This window comes from Desulfocurvus vexinensis DSM 17965 (genome assembly GCF_000519125.1).
In the GTDB taxonomy this organism is placed as follows: Bacteria; Desulfobacterota; Desulfovibrionia; order Desulfovibrionales; family Desulfovibrionaceae; genus Desulfocurvus; species Desulfocurvus vexinensis.
This window is the reverse complement of sequence record NZ_JAEX01000002.1, coordinates 175,406-193,618: the sequence shown is the minus strand read 5'-3', so window position 1 is coordinate 193,618 and position 18,213 is coordinate 175,406. Positions and strand designations below refer to the sequence as shown.

General features: G+C 73.2%; 16 protein-coding genes. 15 read left to right on the top strand and 1 reads right to left on the bottom strand.

Going from position 1 to position 18,213, the window contains the following annotated elements:
* The first annotated feature begins 215 nt into the window (after positions 1–215).
* Both recQ and G495_RS0103860 read left to right on the top strand, forming a co-directional pair.
* Positions 216–2,432, top strand: a complete 2,217-nt coding sequence (recQ, locus tag G495_RS0103865; protein ID WP_028586715.1) for a DNA helicase RecQ — start codon at positions 216–218, stop codon at positions 2,430–2,432.
* A gap of 347 nt (positions 2,433–2,779) precedes the next feature.
* Positions 2,780–3,169, top strand: a complete 390-nt coding sequence (locus G495_RS0103860) for a response regulator (RefSeq protein WP_028586714.1) — start codon at positions 2,780–2,782, stop codon at positions 3,167–3,169.
* A gap of 250 nt (positions 3,170–3,419) precedes the next feature.
* On the opposite strand, the gene G495_RS17520 is transcribed toward G495_RS0103860, so the two are convergent.
* Entirely contained in the window at positions 3,420–4,298 is an 879-nt protein-coding gene (locus G495_RS17520) for a TonB-dependent receptor (protein ID WP_156939567.1), read from the bottom strand.
* 175 nt (positions 4,299–4,473) lie between these two features.
* On the opposite strand from G495_RS17520, the gene G495_RS0103850 reads away from it, so the two are divergent.
* The 13 genes from G495_RS0103850 (at position 4,474) to G495_RS0103790 (ending at position 18,202) form a co-directional block, all read left to right on the top strand.
* Positions 4,474–5,868: a sigma-54-dependent transcriptional regulator gene (locus G495_RS0103850; protein ID WP_028586713.1), complete on the top strand. Its 1,395-nt coding sequence runs from the start codon at positions 4,474–4,476 to the stop codon at positions 5,866–5,868.
* Positions 5,869–6,838: 970 nt separating this feature from the next.
* A complete protein-coding gene (locus tag G495_RS17515; protein ID WP_035250891.1) occupies positions 6,839–7,009 on the top strand; it encodes a Flp family type IVb pilin in 171 nt (56 codons plus the stop codon).
* Between the two features lie 142 nt (positions 7,010–7,151).
* Positions 7,152–7,700: an A24 family peptidase gene (locus G495_RS0103840; RefSeq protein ID WP_028586712.1), complete on the top strand. Its 549-nt coding sequence runs from the start codon at positions 7,152–7,154 to the stop codon at positions 7,698–7,700.
* 18 nt (positions 7,701–7,718) lie between these two features.
* Entirely contained in the window at positions 7,719–8,564 is an 846-nt protein-coding gene (gene cpaB, locus G495_RS0103835; protein WP_028586711.1) for a Flp pilus assembly protein CpaB, read from the top strand.
* Entirely contained in the window at positions 8,548–10,035 is a 1,488-nt protein-coding gene (locus G495_RS17510; protein ID WP_051445039.1) for a type II and III secretion system protein family protein, read from the top strand. Before cpaB ends, G495_RS17510 begins: the two co-directional genes overlap by 17 nt.
* Positions 10,036–10,046: 11 nt before the next feature.
* On the top strand, positions 10,047–10,325 hold the full coding sequence (locus G495_RS0103825) for a hypothetical protein (protein ID WP_028586710.1): 279 nt from the start codon (positions 10,047–10,049) through the stop codon (positions 10,323–10,325).
* 14 nt (positions 10,326–10,339) lie between these two features.
* Complete coding sequence (locus tag G495_RS22745; protein ID WP_051445038.1) at positions 10,340–11,551, top strand: CpaE/TadZ family protein; 1,212 nt, start codon at positions 10,340–10,342, stop codon at positions 11,549–11,551.
* A 2-nt stretch (positions 11,552–11,553) separates the two neighbouring features.
* Positions 11,554–13,011 carry a TadA family conjugal transfer-associated ATPase gene (locus tag G495_RS17500; protein WP_035250886.1) on the top strand — a complete coding sequence of 486 codons (1,458 nt, stop codon included), beginning with the start codon at positions 11,554–11,556 and terminating at the stop codon, positions 13,009–13,011.
* Positions 13,008–13,973, top strand: a complete 966-nt coding sequence (locus G495_RS0103810; RefSeq protein ID WP_028586709.1) for a type II secretion system F family protein — start codon at positions 13,008–13,010, stop codon at positions 13,971–13,973. The genes G495_RS17500 and G495_RS0103810 overlap by 4 nt, the downstream gene beginning before the upstream one ends.
* A 9-nt stretch (positions 13,974–13,982) precedes the next feature.
* Positions 13,983–14,924: a type II secretion system F family protein gene (locus G495_RS0103805; RefSeq protein WP_028586708.1), complete on the top strand. Its 942-nt coding sequence runs from the start codon at positions 13,983–13,985 to the stop codon at positions 14,922–14,924.
* A gap of 14 nt (positions 14,925–14,938) precedes the next feature.
* Positions 14,939–16,498: an SPOR domain-containing protein gene (locus tag G495_RS20155; RefSeq protein WP_051445037.1), complete on the top strand. Its 1,560-nt coding sequence runs from the start codon at positions 14,939–14,941 to the stop codon at positions 16,496–16,498.
* Positions 16,499–16,524: 26 nt separating this feature from the next.
* A complete protein-coding gene (locus G495_RS0103795) occupies positions 16,525–16,956 on the top strand; it encodes a TadE/TadG family type IV pilus assembly protein (RefSeq protein ID WP_245588362.1) in 432 nt (143 codons plus the stop codon).
* 46 nt (positions 16,957–17,002) lie between these two features.
* Entirely contained in the window at positions 17,003–18,202 is a 1,200-nt protein-coding gene (locus tag G495_RS0103790) for a vWA domain-containing protein (RefSeq protein ID WP_028586706.1), read from the top strand.
* Positions 18,203–18,213 lie beyond the last annotated feature (11 nt).

The following is an 18,213-nucleotide window of genomic DNA, read 5'->3' as shown; positions in this document are numbered from 1 at the left end:
ATTGCATCCACCCGGGTAACGGGACCATGGACATTGGGTGACGTTTGCGCGACGCCGCGCAAGCGTCACAAGGGGCCGGGGCCGAAATCCCCCGCCAGCCCAGGCGCCCCGGGGCGTAACTGGCCCCGCCGCCCATTTGTCACCCGCGCCGACATGGGGTACACCAGGGCCCTCGGCCAAGCCCCGCCCCGACCACCCCAGCCCCAAGGACGACCATGCTCGCCCGCGCCCAGGCCCAGCTGCGCACAACCTTCGGCTTCCCCGACTTCCGGGGCCTGCAATGGCCGGTCATCGAACACGTGCTCGCGGGCGGCGACGCGGTGGTGCTCATGCCCACGGGCGGGGGCAAGTCGCTGTGCTACCAGCTCCCGGCGCTGCTGCTGGACGGCGTGTGCGTGGTGGTCTCGCCGCTCATCGCGCTGATGCGCGACCAGGTGCAGGCCCTGCACCAGATGGGCGTGCGCGCGGCGGCCATCAACTCCGCCCTGACCCCCGGCGAGGCCGCCCAGGCCGAACGCGCCATGGCCGAAGGCGCGCTGGACCTGGTCTACGTGGCCCCCGAGCGGCTGCTGACCCCGCGCTTCTTGGAGCTGCTAGGCCGCACGCCCCTGGCGCTGTTCGCCATCGACGAGGCCCACTGCGCCTCGCAATGGGGCCACGACTTCCGGCCCGAATACCTGCAACTGGACGTGCTGGCCGAGCGCTGGCCCGCCGTGCCGCGCCTGGCGCTGACCGCCACCGCCGACGGCCCGACCCGCGAAGACATCATCCGGCGCCTGCGCTTCGAAGGCGCCCGCGTCTTCTCCGCCGGGTTCGACCGGCCCAACCTGCGCTACACCGTGCTGCCCAAGGACCACCCGCGCAGGCAGCTCTTGGCCTTCATCACCGAGCGCCACCAGGGCGAGGCGGGCATCGTCTACCGCCTGTCGCGCAAGAAGGTCGAGGACTGCGCCCGCTGGCTGGAGCAGAACGGCGTGCCCGCCCTGCCCTACCACGCCGGGCTGCCCCCCGCCGTGCGCCAGGACAACCAGGACCGCTTCATGCGCGAGGAAGGGCTGGTCATGGTCGCCACCGTGGCCTTCGGCATGGGCATCGACAAGCCCAACGTGCGCTTCGTGGCCCACCTGGACCCGCCGCGCAGCCTGGAGGCCTACCACCAGGAAACCGGTCGCGCCGGGCGCGACGGCCTTCCCGCCGACGCCTGGATGACCTTCGGCCTGGCCGACGTGGGCGCCATGCGCGCCATGCTCGACGCCGGGGACGCCCCGCCCGAGCGCAAGCGCGTGGAGTCCACGAAGCTCACGGCCATGCTCGGCTACTGCGAAACGGCGGGCTGCCGCCGCACGGCGCTGCTCGGGCACTTCGGCCAGCCCCACCCCGGCGGCTGCGCCAACTGCGACAACTGCCTGACCCCCGTGGACACCTGGGACGGCACCGTGGCCGCGCAGAAGGCGCTTTCCGCCGTCTACCGCACGGACCAGTGCTTCGGCGCCGGATACCTGGCCGACCTGCTGCTGGGGGTCAGCACCGAGCGCATGACCCGCTTCGGCCACGACCGGCTCAAGACCTTCGGCTGCGGCCCGGAGCTGGACCGCCGGGGCTGGATGTCCGTGTTCCGCCAGCTGGCCGCCGGGGGGCTTTTGGAGGTGGACGCGCTGGGCCACGGCGGCCTGCGCCTGACCCCGGCCAGCTGGACGGTGCTGCGCGGCGAGCGCACAGTGACCCTGCGCCGGGACCCCGTGCGCCAGCGCGGGAAGAAGGGCCGCGCCGGGCGCGCGGGCGCCCCGGCCACCCTGGCCGGGCTGGACGCCGAGGCCCGCGAGCTGTTCGAGGCCCTGCGCGCCCTGCGCCTGGAGCTGGCCCAGGCCCAGGGCGTGCCGCCCTACGCCGTGTTCCAGGACCGCACCCTGCTGGAAATGGTCGCCGCGCGCCCCGGGGACGCCGACGGGCTGGCCGCGCTGTACGGCGTGGGCGAGCGCAAGCTGGCGGCCTACGGCGCGACGTTCCTGGCGGCCCTGGACGCCCACGAGACCGCCCACGGCCGGCCCCGGGCCGCCGCCCCCGCCGCGCGGCCCCCGGCCCGCGAGGACGCAGAGCCCTGGGAGCCCAGCCCGACCCAGGCCGAAACCCTGCGCCTGTGGCGCGAGCTGGGCGACGCGGACGCCGTGGCCCGCGAGCGCGGGCTGACCGGGGGCACCGTCTGGGCCCACCTGCACGCCCTGGTCGGCGCCGGGCTGGTGGACCCCCTGGCCGCCGCCGGGCTGGACGCGGCGCAGGAACGCGAGGTGCGCGCAGCCCTGGCGGCCAGCCGCGCCGCAGCCCTGACTCCGGCCCACGAGGCCCTGGGCGGGCGCTACGGCTTCGACCAGTTGCGCATGGTCCGCGCGGCCATGGAGCGCGAGGCCCGCGAGGACGCGGGGCCCCAGGCGTAACGCCACAGGCGCGGGCCGGGCCGCAAGCCAAAGGCACGGAGCCAGGGGTGCGCGACAGGGGCCCGGCCCCCGGCGCAATGCCGAGGACGGGCGCCAAAAGCGCGGCGCCTCCGGCCCAAGGCCCCTGGCCCGCGCCCCCGGCCCAAGGCCCCCGGCCCGAGCTCCGGCCCGGTTCCCGGATCCTGGCGCGCAACCCCGCCTATTCGTTCTTTTCCCTTCCGTGGGCCGCCTGTCTGTGCTAAATAAGGCCATGACGGTGCCAACGATGCGCCACCCGCCCGGGCCGGGCGGGCCAACTTCGGCGCAAACGCAGCGGTTCTGACGGCCCAAGGCATCCGGGAGCGACAATGAGCGATCTCTCCGACGTGACCATGCTCATCCTCGACGACGAGCAGATGGTGCGCGAAAACCTCGAAGCCTTCCTCGAGGACGAAGGGCTGAAGGTGCTCACCGCCAGCAACGGCGAGGAGGCCCTGAACCTCCTGGCCGGAGGCGCGGTGGACGTCGGCGTGGTGGACATGCGCCTGCCGGGCATGGCGGGCAGCGAGTTCATCGTCAAGGCCCACGCCATCAGCCCCGCCACGCGCTTCATCGTCCACACCGGGTCCACCAACTACAAGCTGCCCCGCGAACTGCGGGCCATCGGCATCACCCACGACGAGGTGTTCATCAAGCCCCTGGCCGACATGCAGATCATCCTCGACACGGCGGCCCGCCTGCTGGGCCGCAGCGCCTGAACCGCCCGCAACCGCCCTTCCCCCTTCGCCCCCGCTCCGCCCGAACAAGCCAGGTCGCGCCCCGCGTCCGCCGCGCCGCACAGCTCCCGGCCCGGAGCCCTGCACTTCCGTTGCACGCGCCCGCAGTCCGGGACCGGCCCTGCCCCGTTTGAAAAAAAGGGCGCCATGGTTTTCCAGAGCCCGGAAAAATTCGGGGCTGTCCCTGCTGGCAAGGACAGCCCCGTTTCCGGACACCATAAGACTGCAAGCCCTAGAAGGCCCAGCGCAGCCGCGCCGCCAGCCCCGGGGCCGCGTCCACGCCGTAGGAGTCCTGCTCGTCGCCGTCCTTGTTGTAGAGGGTCAGCGAGCGCGCGAAGTGCCACTCGGGGCCCGCGCTCAGGGTCAGCCCCGGGCTGGGGGTCCAGTCGGCCATGAGTGCGGCGGCCACGCCGGACTGGCGCACATAGCCCTTGCCGGCCACGACGCTGTCGTCGGCCAGGCGGTAGGTGCCGCCGTCCAGGCGCGCGCCCAGGCGCACCATCCAGGCGGGGTTGAAGCGGTAGCGCAGCCAGGTCTGCGGCGCGCCGAGGGTGGCCGAAAAGCCCGGGTCATCCTGGGAGCCGTAGTTCAGGGCCAGCACGGGCAGGACGCGCAGGCCGGTCTTGTGGGCCCAGGCTCCGGCGCCCAGGCTCAGGGTCAGCCCCGGGCCCAGGGCGCGCAGCACGCCCCCGCGCACGTGGGCCGTGCCCGAGTCGCCCATTTCCTCTTCCCAGTCGGCGGACAGGCCGCCGCCCGCGAAATAGCCCCAGTTCTCGTCCACCATGTCCTGGTGGCTCAGGTCCAGCCCCAGGGAATGCAGGGTGTCCCAGGGGTCGTCCGCGCCATTGCCGAACGGCAGACGGGACACGTCGTCCCAGTGGTAGGCCGCCGCGCCGTAGGACAGGGAGAGCCAGCGCCAGCTCGCCGTCACCCCGGCGCTGCCCACGGCCACGGAGCCCCCACCGTCGTCCACGTCGGCCCCGGCCACGGCTCCGGCCTGCAGGCCCACGCTCCAGTCCGCCCCCTGCCCCGGGGCGCCGCCCCCGGCCAGGGCCGGGTTCCAGCCCAGGCACAGGACCAGGGCCCAGGCCAGGCACACGCGTCTCGTCATCGGCATCATGTGTTCTCCGCCCGGTACGTTTGAAACAAAAACGTACTCGATTTCAGACTGTTACAAGGCAACAGCACGCAGATAGCCCGCGCCGGGCCGCCCTGTCAACGCCGCGGCCAGCCTTCCGGGCCCGGGCCTTTGAGTTTTCCCGGGAAAGCGGATAGCATCCGCCACCATGCACGCCCGCATCCTGCTCATCGAAGACGACGCCGCCTTCCAGGCCATGATCCGCGAGGCCCTGGAAGGCCGGGGCCACGGCGTGGCCTGCGCCTCGCGCGCCGAAGAGGGCCTGGCCCTGCTCGCGGGCGGGGCCTTCGATATCGTGCTCACCGATGTACGCCTGCCAGGCATGTCCGGCCTGGAGGCCGTGCCGCGCATCAAGGCCGCCGCCCCCGAGGCCGACGTCATCGTCATGACCGCCTTCTCCTCGCGCGAGACCGCCGTGGAGGCCGTGCGCCTGGGCGCGTCGGACTTCTTCGCCAAGCCCTTCTCCCTGGGCGAGATGGAGATCGTCATCCGCCGCGCCCTGGAACGGCGCAGCCTGCGCGGCGAGGTCCACCGCCTGCGCGAGGCCCTGCGCCGCGAGGGCCCGGCCCGGCGCATCATCGGCGAGAGCCCGCCCATGCTGGAACTCAAGGCCCTGGTGGAGCGCATCGCGCCCTTGGACACCACGGTGCTCATCACCGGCGAGTCGGGCACGGGCAAGGAGCTGGTCTCGGACACCATCCGCGCCCTGTCGCCGCGCGCCTCGGGCCCCTTCGTCAAGATCAACTGCGCGGCCATCCCCGAGCACCTTTTCGAGAACGAACTCTTCGGCCACGAGCGCGGGGCCTTCACCGGCGCGGGCACGGCCCAGCCCGGCAAGTTCGAGCTGGCCCACGGCGGCACCATCCTGCTGGACGAAATCGGCGACATGCCCCTGGCCATCCAGCCCAAGCTGCTGCGCGCCGTGGAGCAGAAGCAGGTCGAGCGCCTGGGCGCCCGCCGCCCCACGGACGTGGACGTGCGCATCATCGCCGCCACCAACCAGGACCTGGCCGAGCGCATGGCCGACAAGCGCTTCCGCGAGGACCTCTACTACCGGCTGAACGTGGCCGCCGTGCACCTGCCGCCGCTGCGCCGCCGCCGGGAGGACGTGCCGCTCTTGGCCGAGCATTTCCTGCGGCGCATCACCGCCACCCTGGGCCTGGGCGTGGACGGCCTGGCCCCCGGCGCCCTGGCCCTGCTCGTGGCCCACGACTGGCCCGGCAACGTGCGCCAGTTGGCCAACGTGCTCGAAGGCGCGGCCATCCGCGCCACGGGCCGGGCCGTGGCCGAGGCCGATGTGGCCGCCGCCCTGGGCCGGGGCGGGCCTGCGCCGTGCGCCGCCCCGTGCGCCCCGGCCCAGGCGGGCGGCGCGGGCATCGACCTGCGCCAGGCCATGCTCGCCGCCGAGCGCGGCTTCCTGGAAAACGCCCTGCGCGCCGCCCGGGGCCGCCAGACCGAGGCCGCCCGCCTGCTGGGCCTGACGCCCAAGAACCTCTGGGCCAAGCTGCGCAAGCACGGCATCGACCCCAAAACCCTGCCCTGACCGGCTGTCGAGCGATGCCCTTCCCGGGCCGTTCAGGAACTGTCAGGGGCCAGGGGCGAAAAAAATCCAAGGCCGACGCGCAGCAAGACAAGCGCGAGGGCCTGGATTGCCTGAGCGCCGCAGCCGGTCGCCAGTGCAAGGCGGCCTGCCGGGCCCGGCCCCACGCCGCCCGCCATAAGCGCAGAAACCGGCTTCCGGGCCACCACACCCCGAAGCCGGCTTCCAACGAAGGAACGAGAAGGCCCTGTCCCTTCAGCAGGTTCCATGCCAACGCCCCCCCCTGGCGAGCGGTACAGAACAATCATTATTGATTTCGTGGTGATGGCACGTCATTGCCCAGCCTCCTCCGGCCCCGCCCGCCGCACCCCCGGGCCGCCGCCCACCGGAGCCCTGGCCCAGGCCCCCGGGCCGTCAATCCTGACTCCCGCCCCGCCTGGCCCGCCCCCGGAGCCGCCCGCCGCGCCCCGGGCGGAAACCACCCGGCGAGGGCCCGGCCTGGTCCATGAATCTAGTAATCCTAGATTCCCGCCGTCCTCTGCCCCGCTCCGGCGCCATGGCCGGGGGCAGGGGCTTTCGCCCCTGCCCGGCCCCGCCCCGGTTGCCCCCCGCCCCGGACGGCCTGCAAGAATCAAAATAAATTAGATTCCCCGGCGTGCTGCATTTTTCTCCCTTCTTTGCAGACCGTTGACAGCACAACGCCCACCCGGTGCCCATAGCCGGAATCGAATTTTTCGAGATTAACGGGACTGCCCCGGGAGCCGCTCGGCGCCCCGCCCGGGGGTCCGGGGCCGCCCTCCCGGCGCCGCGCCTGGCCCAGAGAAAATTTAATTTCTTTGTAAACCAATTGGTTACATCGCAGCCCCGCGCCTTTGTGCGCCCTGCGCCCCGCCTCGTGGCACGCGCCTTGCCTTTCCAGAAGCGAAACCGGCGGCCAACCCGCCCAAACCACAAGCCAGAAAGGAGACGAGCCATGACCAAGCTGAGAACCCTGATCCACGGCGAAGAGGGCGTGACCGCCCTGGAGTACGGCCTCATCGCGGCGCTCATCGCCGCCGTCATCGTCGGCGCCGTGACCCTGCTCGGCCAGAACGTGCAGAACACCTTCAACACCATCGCGGGCAGCATGCCCACGGGCGGCTGATCCAGGCCATTCCCGCACGGGACGAATTTGCGCACAGCGTGCGCAACGTGGGCGGAGGCGCCCACCCCCCTCACCCCCGCGCCTCCGCCCGCCTTCCCGGGCAGCCCGCCCCGGCGTCCCGCACCGCTCCCAGGAGACCGCCATGGACGCCATCACCCACCTGATCCTGCTGACCATCCTCGCCGCCGCCACCGTCACCGACCTGCGCTCGCGGCGCATCCCCAACCTGCTGACCTTTCCGGCCATGGTCCTGGGCCTGGCCCTGCACGCCGCCACCGGCGGCTGGAGCGGGCTGCTCCTGGCCCTGGGCGGCCTGGGCCTGGGCCTGGGGTTGATGCTCGTGCCCTTCCTGTTCGGGGTCATGGGCGCGGGCGACGTGAAGCTCATGGCCGCCGCCGGGGCCTTCCTGGGCGCCGGGGCCGTGCTCAAGGCCTTCGTGTTCACCAGCCTGGCGGGCGGGGTCTACGCCCTGGCCGTGCTGGCCCTGCGGCCCGCCATCCTGGCCCGGAGCCTGGGCGCCATGCGCGACAGCCTGAACCTTTTCCTGGCCACGCGGCAGTTCGCCTACGCCCCGGCGCCCACCGGGAGCCTGCCCAAGCTGGCCTACGGCGCGGCCATCGCCGCCGGAACCGTGGCCTCCCTGCTGCACAGCGGCGGCGTGGCGGCCTTCATCCCCCACTGGTGGGCCTAGCCCCGCCGGGAGCACGCCATGCGCAGAACCGCCCTCGTCCAGATCACCGTGGCCCTGATGCTGTCCCTGGCAGCCGGGGTGCTCATTTTCCGCTGGATGGAAGCCCGCACGGCCCAGGCCCCGGCCCTGGACGGGCCCCAGGGCCAGGTCATGGTCGCCGTGGCCGCCCAGGCCCTGCCGCGCGGCGAGCGCCTGGGCGCCGAGCACCTGCGCCTGGTGCCCTTCCTGGCCCAGAGCGTGCCCCAGGGCGCCTTCCACGACGCCGCCGCCCTCGCCGGGCGCATGACCGCCACGGACATCGGCCCCGGCGAACCCGTGACCGAGGCCCGCCTGCTGGGCGCCGAAACCGCCGCCGGGGGCGTGAGCACGCTCATCGCCCCGGGCATGCGCGCCGTGGCCGTCAAGGGCAATATGGTCATGGGCCTGTCGGGCTTCGTGCGCCCCGGCAACCGCGTGGACGTGCTCGTCACCGTGGACATCCAGCGCGAGGGCCGCGACGTGCCCTTCACCAAGACCGTGCTGGAAAACATCAAGGTCCTGGCCACGGGCGCGGACCTGGAAGTCTCCGGCGGCGACGGCGAGCTGGCCCCGGTGGACATCTACACCCTGGAACTGTCTCCCGCCGAGAGCGAGAAGCTGGCCTTCGCCGCCACCAAGGGCACCCTGAACTTCGCCCTGCGCAACCCCGACGAGGGCACCGGGCTGACCACCCCCGGGGTCCAGGCCAGTGACATCCTCGACTCGCTGCGCGCCCCGGCCCGCGCAAGCGCCGCCGCGCCCCGGCCCCGGCCCGCCGCCGAGGTGGAACTCATAACCGGCTCCAGCCGCCAGGTGCTGAGGTTCGCCAATGCCCAGGTCAACTGATCGTTTCGCCCGCCGCCCGGCCCAGGTGGCCCTGGCCGTGGCCCTGGCCCTGACCCTGGCCCTGGCCGCCCCCGGGCCCTGCGCCGAGCCCTTCGCCCCCGCCTCCGTGGCCCTCACGCGCGGCAAGTCCCTGGTGCTCGACAGCGCCGAGCCCATCCGCCGCCTGTCCCTGGCGGACCCCGAGGTGGCCGACATCCTGCTGCTCTCGCCACACCAGATCTACCTCACGGGCAAGAAGCCCGGGGCCACCAACCTGACCCTGTGGGACGGCGCGGGCCGCGTGGCGCGGGTCTACGACGTGACCGTGGGCCCCGATGTGGCCGCCCTCAAGGAAATGCTGCACAAGCTGCTGCCCGCCGAGGAAGGCATCCGCGTCCTGCCCGCGGGCGAGTCCGTGGCCCTGTCGGGCACCGTGTCCAGCGCCGCAGCCCTGACCACGGCCCTGGACACCGCCGAGCTGTACGCCCCCGGCCAGGTGGCCAACATGCTCAGCGTGGGCGGGGTCCACCAGGTGATGCTCGAGGTCAAGATCGCCGAGATGCACCGCACGGTGATGGAGCGGGTCGGCATCGACCTGTCCTACTACGCCAACGGCAACTTCGCCTTCACCCTGCTCAACGACCTCTTCGCCCTGGACAACAACGGCCCGCTGCCCCTGAACTCCCAGGCCGCCGCCAACAACGGGGCGCTGTCTGCGGGCAACATGCGCGTCAGCTCCACGCGCAACGGCATGTTCCGCCTGCACCAGGGCCAGCAGACCCTGACCGGCTTTCTGGACGTGCTCAAGCAGAACGGGCTGATCAAGGTGCTGGCCGAGCCCACGCTCATCTGCCGCAGCGGCGAGGAGGCCCGCTTCCTGGCCGGAGGCGAGATTCCCGTCCCCGTGCCCCAGGGCCTGGGCACCGTGGCCATCGAGTTCAAGCCCTACGGCGTGGCCCTGGCCTTCACGCCCACGGTGCTCTCGGGCGGGCGCATCAGCCTGAAGGTCTTCCCCGAGGTCTCCGAGCTGGACTACACCAACGCCATCCAGATTTCGAGCTTCACCATCCCGGCCATCACCAGCCGGCGGACCTCCACCACCGTGGAGCTGGGCGACGGCCAGAGCTTCGCCATCGCCGGGCTGCTCCAGGACCATGTGCGCGAGACGGCCAAGAAGTACCCCGTGCTGGGCGATGTGCCCGTGCTGGGCATGCTCTTCCGCTCCAACGAGTTCCAGAAGGCCGAAACCGAGCTGGTGATCATCGTCACCCCGCACCTGGCCAAGCCCCTGGACATGGCCCGCCAGAGCCTGCCCACGGACCACTACGTGGAACCCACGGAATTCGAGTTCTTCGTCATGGGCCGCATGGAAGGCCAGGGCCCGGCCACCGGCGGCGCCATCCGCCCCGTGGCGGCCAGCGTCGGCGACCCCGCCGCCCAGGGGCCCGCCTCGGGCCTGGAAGGCGACTTCGGCCACATCCTGAACCAGTGAGGCCCATTGCCATGACCCTGCGCACCTTCGCCCTGACCGCCCCCGCCCTGGCCCTGGCCGCCGCCCTGCTGGCGGGCTGCGCCGTGCAGGAAACCCCGCGCCCCTTCGGCCAGGCCTACACCGAGCAGTTCCAGCAGCAGATCGTCGGCGAGCCCTACGCCGCCCCGACCCCCGTGGAAGGGCTGGACGGCCAGCAGGCCCGGCGCGCCGTGGAGGCCCTGCGCAACCCCGAACAGGACAAGAGCCCGAGCTTTACCCAGGTTCTGGAAAGCCTGGTGGACCGGAAGTGACCCAAGGAGCCGCCATGAACACCAGCCACACCGTGACCCTGATGCTGCACACCCCCGGCGCCCCGGCCAGCCTCGGCGCGCTGGTGCAGGCCCACGGGGCCTTCGCCCTGGCCCCGCAGGGCGCCGCGCCCGCCGGGCTGGTGCTCCTTGAGCTGGGCGCCGACGTGGACGGCGGCTTCGCCCTGGCCGGGCGCCTGCTGGCCGACCCGGGCGTGACCGAGGTCTTCCTCGCCGCCCCGGCCTCGGACCCCGAATACATCCTGCGCGCCATGCGCGCGGGGGTAGACGAATTCCTGCCCTGGCCCGTTCAGCCCCAGGACCTGCGCGCCGCCCTGGACCGCTACCTCACCCGGCGCGGCGCCGCCCAGCAGCCCCGCCCGCGCGACACCTCCGGCCCCCGGGGGCGGATCATCCACGTCATGGGCCCCAAGGGCGGCACCGGCGCGACCACCGTGGCCGTCAACATCGCCGCCGAGGCCGCGCGCCTGGGCGGCGCCGGGTCCACGGCCCTGCTGGACGCGCGCACGACCATGGGCGAGGTGCCCCTGTTCCTGGACCTGGACTGCCCCTCCACCTGGGCCGACGCCGCGCGCAACCTCGCCCGGCTGGACACGACCTTCCTGGAGAGCCTCATGGTCCGCCACGCCAGCGGGCTGGACGTGCTGGCCGCCCCGGCCTCCCTGGACGACGCCGCCGCCGCGACCCCCGAGGCCGCCAGCGCCGTGGCCGGGCTCTTGCGGCGCATGTACGCCACGGTGGTGGTGGACGGCGGGCCCTTCCTGGACGAGGCCGCCCTGGCGCTGCTGGAAGAGGCCGACGACATCCTGATGGTCCTGGCCCTCAGCCTGCCCTGCCTGGCCGGAACGCGCCGGATGCTGGAGACCTTCCGGGGCCTGAACCCGGCCCTGGAAAGCCGGGTGCGCCTGGTGGTCAACCGCCACCTGTCGCGGGCCGAGATCACCGTGGCCGAGGCCGAGGAGTTGCTGGGCCGCCCGGTGGCCTGGAAGATTCCCAACGACTACGAGGCCGCCATGGCCTCGGTGAACCAGGGCCGCCCCCTGGGCCAGGCCGTGCCGCGCTCGCAGGCGGCCCGGGCCCTGGCCGGGCTGGCCGCCAGCCTGGCCCCGGCCCGCGAGGCCCGGCCCGCGTCCGCCGGGCTGCTGGCGCGGCTCATGGGCCGCCCCGGCGGCGCCGCAGCCGTGGCCCTGGGCGGGGCGAGGAGCTGACCATGGGCCTGGCCGACCGCCTGCACCGCGAAATTCTGCGCGCCGCGCCCGCGCCCGCGCCGCGTGCGGCCCTGGCCGGGGCCTGCCCCGCCCCGCGCCCCGCGCCCCAGGCCGCCCGGCCCGCGCCCCAGGCTCCGGCCCAGCCCGCGCCGCTGCCCGAGCAGCCCCGCGAGGAGAGCTACTACGCCATCAAGGCCCAGATCCACGAACGCCTGGTGGACCGCCTGGACCTGGGCGCCGTGGAAACCCTGCCCGCCGACCTGCTGGGCGCCGAGATCGCCCGGCTGGTGGAACGCATCCTGGCCGAGGAATACCGCGCCGCGCCGCTCAACGCCGTCGAGCGCGCCCAGATCGTGCGCGAGGTGCAGGACGAGGTGCTCGGCCTGGGCCCGCTGGAGCCGCTGCTCCAGGACCCCACGGTCAACGACATCCTGGTCAACAACTACCGCATGGTGTTCGTGGAGCGCCGGGGCAAGCTCGAGCGCGTGCAGACGCGCTTCAAGGACGACGCCCACCTGCGCAAGATCATCGACCGCATCGTGACCCGCGTGGGCCGCCGGGTGGACGAGTCCTCGCCCATGGTGGACGCCCGCCTGGAAGACGGCAGCCGCGTCAACGCCATCATCCCGCCCCTGGCCCTGGACGGGCCGAGCCTGTCCATCCGCCGCTTCTCGCGCGACCCGCTGGAGCTGGACGACCTCATCGGCTTCGGCGCCCTGACCCCGGGCATGGGCGAGGTGCTGCGCGGCATCGTGCGCGCCCGGCTGAACATCATCGTCTCCGGCGGCACGGGCTCGGGCAAGACGACCATGCTCAACTGCCTGTCGCGCTTCGTGCCCCACGACGAGCGCGTGGTGACCATCGAGGACGCCGCCGAGTTGCAACTCAAGCAGGAGCACGTGGTGCGCCTGGAAACCCGCCCGGCCAACATCGAGGGCCTGGGCGAGGTCACCGCCCGCGACCTGGTGCGCAACTGCCTGCGCATGCGCCCGGACCGGATCATCGTCGGCGAGGTGCGCGGGGCCGAGGTGCTGGACATGCTCCAGGCCATGAACACCGGCCACGACGGCTCGCTGACCACCATCCACGCCAACTCCCCGCGCGACGCGCTGATGCGCCTGGAAACCATGGTGGCCATGGCCGGGCTGTCCATCAGCACCGAATCGCTCAAGCGCTACATCGCCTCGGCGGTGGACGTAATTTTGCAAATCTCGCGGCAGTCCGACGGCTCGCGCAAGATGGTCAGCATCCAGGAGATCACCGGCATGGAGGGCGACGCCATCACCATGCAGGAGCTCTTCCGCTTCCGCCAGACGGGCGTGGACGAGCGGGGCAAGGTGCTGGGGCATTTCGAGGCCGGGGGCATCCGCCCGCGCTTTTCCGCGCGCCTGGAGGCCCAGGGCATCACCCTGGGCGCCGGGCTCTTCGACCCGGCCCTGGCCCGGGAGGCCCAGTCATGACCGCCCTCATCGTCGCCCTGTGCGTCCTGGCGCTGTTCGCCCTGTGCATGGGCGTCATGGACGCGCTCTACGGCGCGCGCAACCAGGAGCGCGCCCAGGTGGGCAGGCGGCTGGACGCCCTGCGCGGGGCCGGGCAGGACGCCCGCGCCGTGGACATCGAGCGCAGGCACACCCTCTCCGAGGTGCCCTGGCTGCACCGCGCCCTGTCCGCCCAGGGCTGGACCGCGCGGCTGGACCAGGCCCTGACCCAGGGCCAGACCGGGCTCAACGTGGGCACCCTGGTGCTGCTGTGCCTGGTGCTGGGCGCCGTCGGGTTCTACGCCGCGCGGCTGTTCACCGTGAGCCCCCTGCTGCTGGCGGCCCTGCCCCTGGCCCTGGCCTGCGCGCCGCTGTGGTGGGTGGGGCGGCGGCGCAGGGCGCGCATGGGCCGCTTCCAGCGCCAGCTGCCCGATGCCCTGGACCTCATCGCCCGGGCCCTGCGCGCGGGCCACGCCTTCCCCCAGGGCCTGCGCATGGTGGCCGACGAATTCGAGGACCCCATCGGTCCCGAATTCGCCACGACCCTGGACGAAATCAATTTCGGCGTGGCCTCCGACCTGGCCCTGCTGAACCTCACCCGCCGGGTGGACTGCCCGGACCTCAAGTTCTTCGTGGTCTCGGTGAACATCCAGCGCGAGACCGGCGGCAACCTGGCCGAGATCGTGGGCAACATCGCCACCCTGGTGCGCGAGCGCTTCAAGCTCGAAGGCAAGGTCCGCGTGCTGTCCGCCGAAGGGCGGCTCACGGCCTGGATCCTGCTGGCCCTGCCCTTCGCCGTGGCCCTGGTCATCTCCGTGATCAACCCCGAGTACATGTCCGTCCTGCGCGACACCCCCCAGGGCCGCGTGCTGTCCACCCTGGCCATGATCTGGATGGCCGTGGGCGCCGTGGCCCTCAAGCGGCTGACGCGCATCACGGTCTAGGAGGCCGCCATGGACCTGTTGCGACACGACATGCTCCTGCCCCTCGCGGCTGCGGCCCTGGGCTTCACGGCGGTGCTGCTGGCCGTGCTGGCCGTGGGCGGCATGTTCGCGGCCAAGAGCCGCTCCGAGCGCGTGCGCAGCCGCCTGCTGGGCGACGGGCCCGAACAGGGCCGCAGCCTGCCCGCCGCCCTGGCCGCCGGGGCCGCCCGCCTGGGCCGCACCCTGGGCCCCAAGGACGAGGACCAGCTCCAGGACACCGCCCTGGCCCTGGTGCGCGCCGGGCTGCGCGGCCCGGGGGCGCCCCTGGCGTTTTTCGGCGCCAAGGCGGCCCTGGCCGTGGGCGGGATGCTGGCCGTGGGCGCGGTCAAGGTGCTGGCGGACATCCAGGTGCCCCCGGGGCTGCTGGCCCTGGCCCTGCTGACCCCCGCCGCCCTGGGCATGTACCTGCCCAACGTCTGGCTGCGCACGCGCATCAACCGCCGCAGGCGCGAGCTGCTCAACGCCATGCCCGACGCCCTGGACCTTCTGGTGGTCTGCGTCGAGGCGGGCATGGGCCTGGACCAGGCCCTGGCCCGCGTGGCACGCGAGATCACCCTGACCAGCCCGGCCCTGGGCCAGGAGCTGCACACCGTGATCCTGGAACTGCGCGCGGGCAAGCCGCGGGCCGACGCCCTGCGCAACCTGGCCCGGCGCGCCGACCTGGAGGACGTGACCAGCCTGGTGACGCTCATCGTCCAGGCCGACGCCTTCGGCACGAGCATCGCGCGCACCCTGCGCGTCTACTCCGACGCCCTGCGCACCACGCGCTACCAGCGCGCCGAGGAAGTGGCCGCCAAGATGCCGGTAAAACTGCTTTTCCCCCTGGTGTTCTGCATCCTGCCCGCGCTGCTGGTGGCCATTCTCGGCCCGGCGGGCATCCGGCTGATGCACACCTTCGCCAGCATGGAATAACCACGGAGGACGCCATGCACCGCAGACTGACCCATATCCTCATCCTGGCCGCCCTGGCCCTGGCCCCGGCCCTGGCGGGCTGCGCCGCCTCGGGCGCCCCCGGCGCCTCCGGGCCCTCGCTCATGGAGCGCTTCCACAACGGGCAGGACCTCATGGCCGACGCCGCCGCGCCCGGCAGCCCCGCCGAGCAGGCCCGCCAGCACTACGCGCGCGGCCAGGCCCACCTGGCCCAGGGCCGCCAGGAGCTGGCCTTCGAGCAGTTCTCGCGCGCCGCGAAGCTCGACCCCGCGCTGGCCCCGGCCCGCGAGGCGCGCGGGCACATCCTGCTGGACAAGGGCCTGCTGGACGAAGCCCTGGCCGAGTTCCAGCACGTCATCGCCGCCCTGCCCGACTACGCCCCGGCCCACGAGGCCGCCGGGATGGTCTACTTCCGCGCCGGGCTGCACGCCGAGGCCCGGGAGCACCTGACCCGGGCCGTGGCCCTGGACCCCACCCGCGTGCGCGCCCTGGTCCACCTCGGGGCCCTGCACAACGCCCGCGGCGACCACGCCGAGGCCGTCAAGGCCTTCGAGGCCGCCCTGCGCGCCGCGCCGCACGACGGCACCGTCCACAACAACCTGGGCCTGACCCACTCCCTGGCCGGGGACCACGAAAAGGCCGTGGCCGCCTTCCGCGCCGCCCTGCGCCTGGGCGCGCCCTCGGCCAAGGCCTACAACAACATGGGCCTGGCCCTGGCGCGGCTGGGCCGCGACGCCGAGGCCCTGGAAGCCTTCCGCTGCGCCGGGGGCGAGGCCGGGGCCTACAACAACCTGGGCTACTTCTACTTCATGGAGGGCCGCTACGCCCAGGCCGTGGCCAGCTTCCAGCGCGCCATCGAGCTGGAGCCCACCTACTACGCCCGGGCCCACGAGAACCTCAAGCGCGCCCGCCTCGCCCTGCGCTTCGAGGAAGGCACGCCCGGCGGCCCGGCCCCGGCGGCCCTGCGCCAGGACATCCCCGCCCTGGACGGCGCGGTGGTGGCCCTGGTGCCAGGCGGGCCGCTGACCGTGGCGGGCAGCGCTGCGGCCCTGCCCGCGCCCGCCGCGCCCCGCGCCCCGGCCCGGACCGCCTTCGTGGACCTCGGCCCCGAGCCCGGCCCGGCGCCCACCTTCGCCCTGGAAGACCCCGCCCCGGACGCGCCTGCCCTGAGCGCGCCCTCCGGCCCGGCCCAGGCAGCCGCCACCCCCGTGGCCTTCACCCCCCAGGCGCCGTCGGCCCCGGCGCCCGCCCTGGCCCCCGCCCGGCCCGAGGCCGCCCCGCAGGCCGCCTACACCGTGCATTGCAGCTCGTGGCGCCAGCAGGACAACGCCCGGCGCGAGGCCGAGCGCCTGCGCCAGGCCGGGCATGACAGCGCCGTGGTGCCCGTCGAGCTGGCCGGTTCCGGCCAGTGGTGGCGCGTCACCGTGGGCGCCTTCGCCACCCAGGGCGAGGCCCGCCAGGCCCTGGACGCCCTGCGCGCCGAGCGCGGCAACGCGGGGGCGCGCGTGGTGCGCGCCGCCCGGCCCGCCCCGGCCCAGGCCACCCCGGACCTCTAGCCGCAACGCAGCAGCAAGGAGCCGCCATGACCGCCCGCATGCCCGACACCGCCCCCGCCCCCCGGCCCCGCCCCCGCGCGGCCCGCAGGCGCGGCGTGGCCGCCCTGGAGGTGGCCCTGCTGCTGCCCGTGCTGGCCGGGCTGCTGTTCCTGCTGGTGGAGGGCGGCGCCGTGCTGCGGGCCTACTCGGCCATTTCCGAGGCCAGCCGCGCCGCCGCGCGCCAGGTCATCGTCTCGGGCAACGCCAGCGCCGAGGCGGCCAGCGCCCTGGTCCGCTCCCTGGCGCCGGACCTGGCCTCCGCAGGCCTGACCACCACCGTGACCACCGATCCCACCGGTTCCACCGTAACCGTCGAGGTGAGCTATGCGTACCAGTCGTTCTTCCGCGACAACCCCACCGGCCTGGGCCATGAGCCGCTGCTTACGCTGGTGGCGCACACGAGCATGCCGGTTCCCTAGGGCGCTGGCGTTTTGTTCGCGCGGGTCGGCGGCTGTGTTCGCCGCCGTGGCCGTGCCCGTCATTGTCGGCCTGGTAGGCCTGGGCATCGACTCGGCCCGGCTCTACCACGCCCACTCGCGCCTGCAGGCCGCCACCGACGCGGCGGCCCTGGCCGGCAGCCTGCAACTGCCCTTCGACCCCGACCTCTCCAAGGGCCTGGTCAACGCCGCCGTGGCCGAATACCTGGGCCGCAACATGCCCGAGGCCGAGGTGGTGGGCGTGGTCCCGGGCACCGAAATCCGCAGCGTGCGCGTCAGCGCCCGGGTGGAGGTGGACGTGCTGCTGCTGGGCGTGGTCGGCGCCTCGGCCAAGACCCTCACGGCCTCGGCGGCGGCGGGCTTCAACAACCTGGAGGTGGTCTTCGTCATCGACAACTCCGGGAGCATGAAGGGCTCGCCCATCAACGAGACCAACCAGGCGGCCATCGACCTGGTGGAGCTGATGATGCCCCCGGGCGCCCACGCCACGGTCAAGGCCGCCGTGGTGCCCTTCCGCGGCAAGGTGCACATCCCGGACGGCGTGGACGGCCTGCCCGCGGGCTGCCGCAACGCCGACGGCACCTGGAACTGGGACCTGCACGAGGAGTACACCAAGTCCAAGTACCGCTACCCCAGCGGCAGTTCCCTGCGCGTGAGCACCGGCACCTGCTCCTCCATCCCCCGGACCCAGGCCCTGACCGACGACCGCGACGTGATCATCGCCGCCATCCGCGCCCAGGACGCCCTGGGGGCCGCCTCGGGCACGGTCATCTCCGAGGGCCTCAAGTGGGCCCGCCACGTGCTGACCCCCGAGCCGCCCTTCACCGAGGCCTCCGACCGCGACGACATGCGCAAGATCATCATCCTGCTCACCGACGGCGACACCGAGGACGGCAAGTGCGGCGGCAGCTACGCCGTGTCGTACACGCCCAACGACTACTGGACCAACGCCTACTACGGAATGCTGGACACGACCTCGCACTGCGAGAACGGCGGGGCGCTCAACAACGCCATGCTCCAGGAGGCCCAGAAGGCCAAGGACGCGGGCATCGAGATCTTCAGCGTGCGCTTCGGGGTCTCGGACTCCACGGACGTGGCGCTGATGAAGGCCGTGGCCTCCAGCAGGCCCGGCACCAACGACCACTACTTCGACGCCCCGTCGTCCTACGACATCGGCGGCATGTTCAAGCTCATCGGCCGCCAGCTCGGCTGGCGATTGCTGAACTAGGCAGGAGGCGG

Coding starts and splice junctions, on each gene's coding strand:
- G495_RS17515 (WP_035250891.1), top strand. CDS start 6,839: ATGACCAAGCTGAGAACCCTGATCCACGGCGAAGAGGGCGTGACCGCC.
- G495_RS22745 (WP_051445038.1), top strand. CDS start 10,340: ATGAACACCAGCCACACCGTGACCCTGATGCTGCACACCCCCGGCGCC.
- G495_RS17500 (WP_035250886.1), top strand. CDS start 11,554: ATGGGCCTGGCCGACCGCCTGCACCGCGAAATTCTGCGCGCCGCGCCC.
- G495_RS17520 (WP_156939567.1), bottom strand. CDS start 4,298: ATGACGAGACGCGTGTGCCTGGCCTGGGCCCTGGTCCTGTGCCTGGGC.
- G495_RS0103860 (WP_028586714.1), top strand. CDS start 2,780: ATGAGCGATCTCTCCGACGTGACCATGCTCATCCTCGACGACGAGCAG.
- G495_RS0103795 (WP_245588362.1), top strand. CDS start 16,525: ATGACCGCCCGCATGCCCGACACCGCCCCCGCCCCCCGGCCCCGCCCC.
- G495_RS0103805 (WP_028586708.1), top strand. CDS start 13,983: ATGGACCTGTTGCGACACGACATGCTCCTGCCCCTCGCGGCTGCGGCC.
- G495_RS0103825 (WP_028586710.1), top strand. CDS start 10,047: ATGACCCTGCGCACCTTCGCCCTGACCGCCCCCGCCCTGGCCCTGGCC.
- G495_RS20155 (WP_051445037.1), top strand. CDS start 14,939: ATGCACCGCAGACTGACCCATATCCTCATCCTGGCCGCCCTGGCCCTG.
- G495_RS0103810 (WP_028586709.1), top strand. CDS start 13,008: ATGACCGCCCTCATCGTCGCCCTGTGCGTCCTGGCGCTGTTCGCCCTG.
- cpaB (WP_028586711.1), top strand. CDS start 7,719: ATGCGCAGAACCGCCCTCGTCCAGATCACCGTGGCCCTGATGCTGTCC.
- G495_RS0103840 (WP_028586712.1), top strand. CDS start 7,152: ATGGACGCCATCACCCACCTGATCCTGCTGACCATCCTCGCCGCCGCC.
- G495_RS0103850 (WP_028586713.1), top strand. CDS start 4,474: ATGCACGCCCGCATCCTGCTCATCGAAGACGACGCCGCCTTCCAGGCC.
- recQ (WP_028586715.1), top strand. CDS start 216: ATGCTCGCCCGCGCCCAGGCCCAGCTGCGCACAACCTTCGGCTTCCCC.
- G495_RS17510 (WP_051445039.1), top strand. CDS start 8,548: ATGCCCAGGTCAACTGATCGTTTCGCCCGCCGCCCGGCCCAGGTGGCC.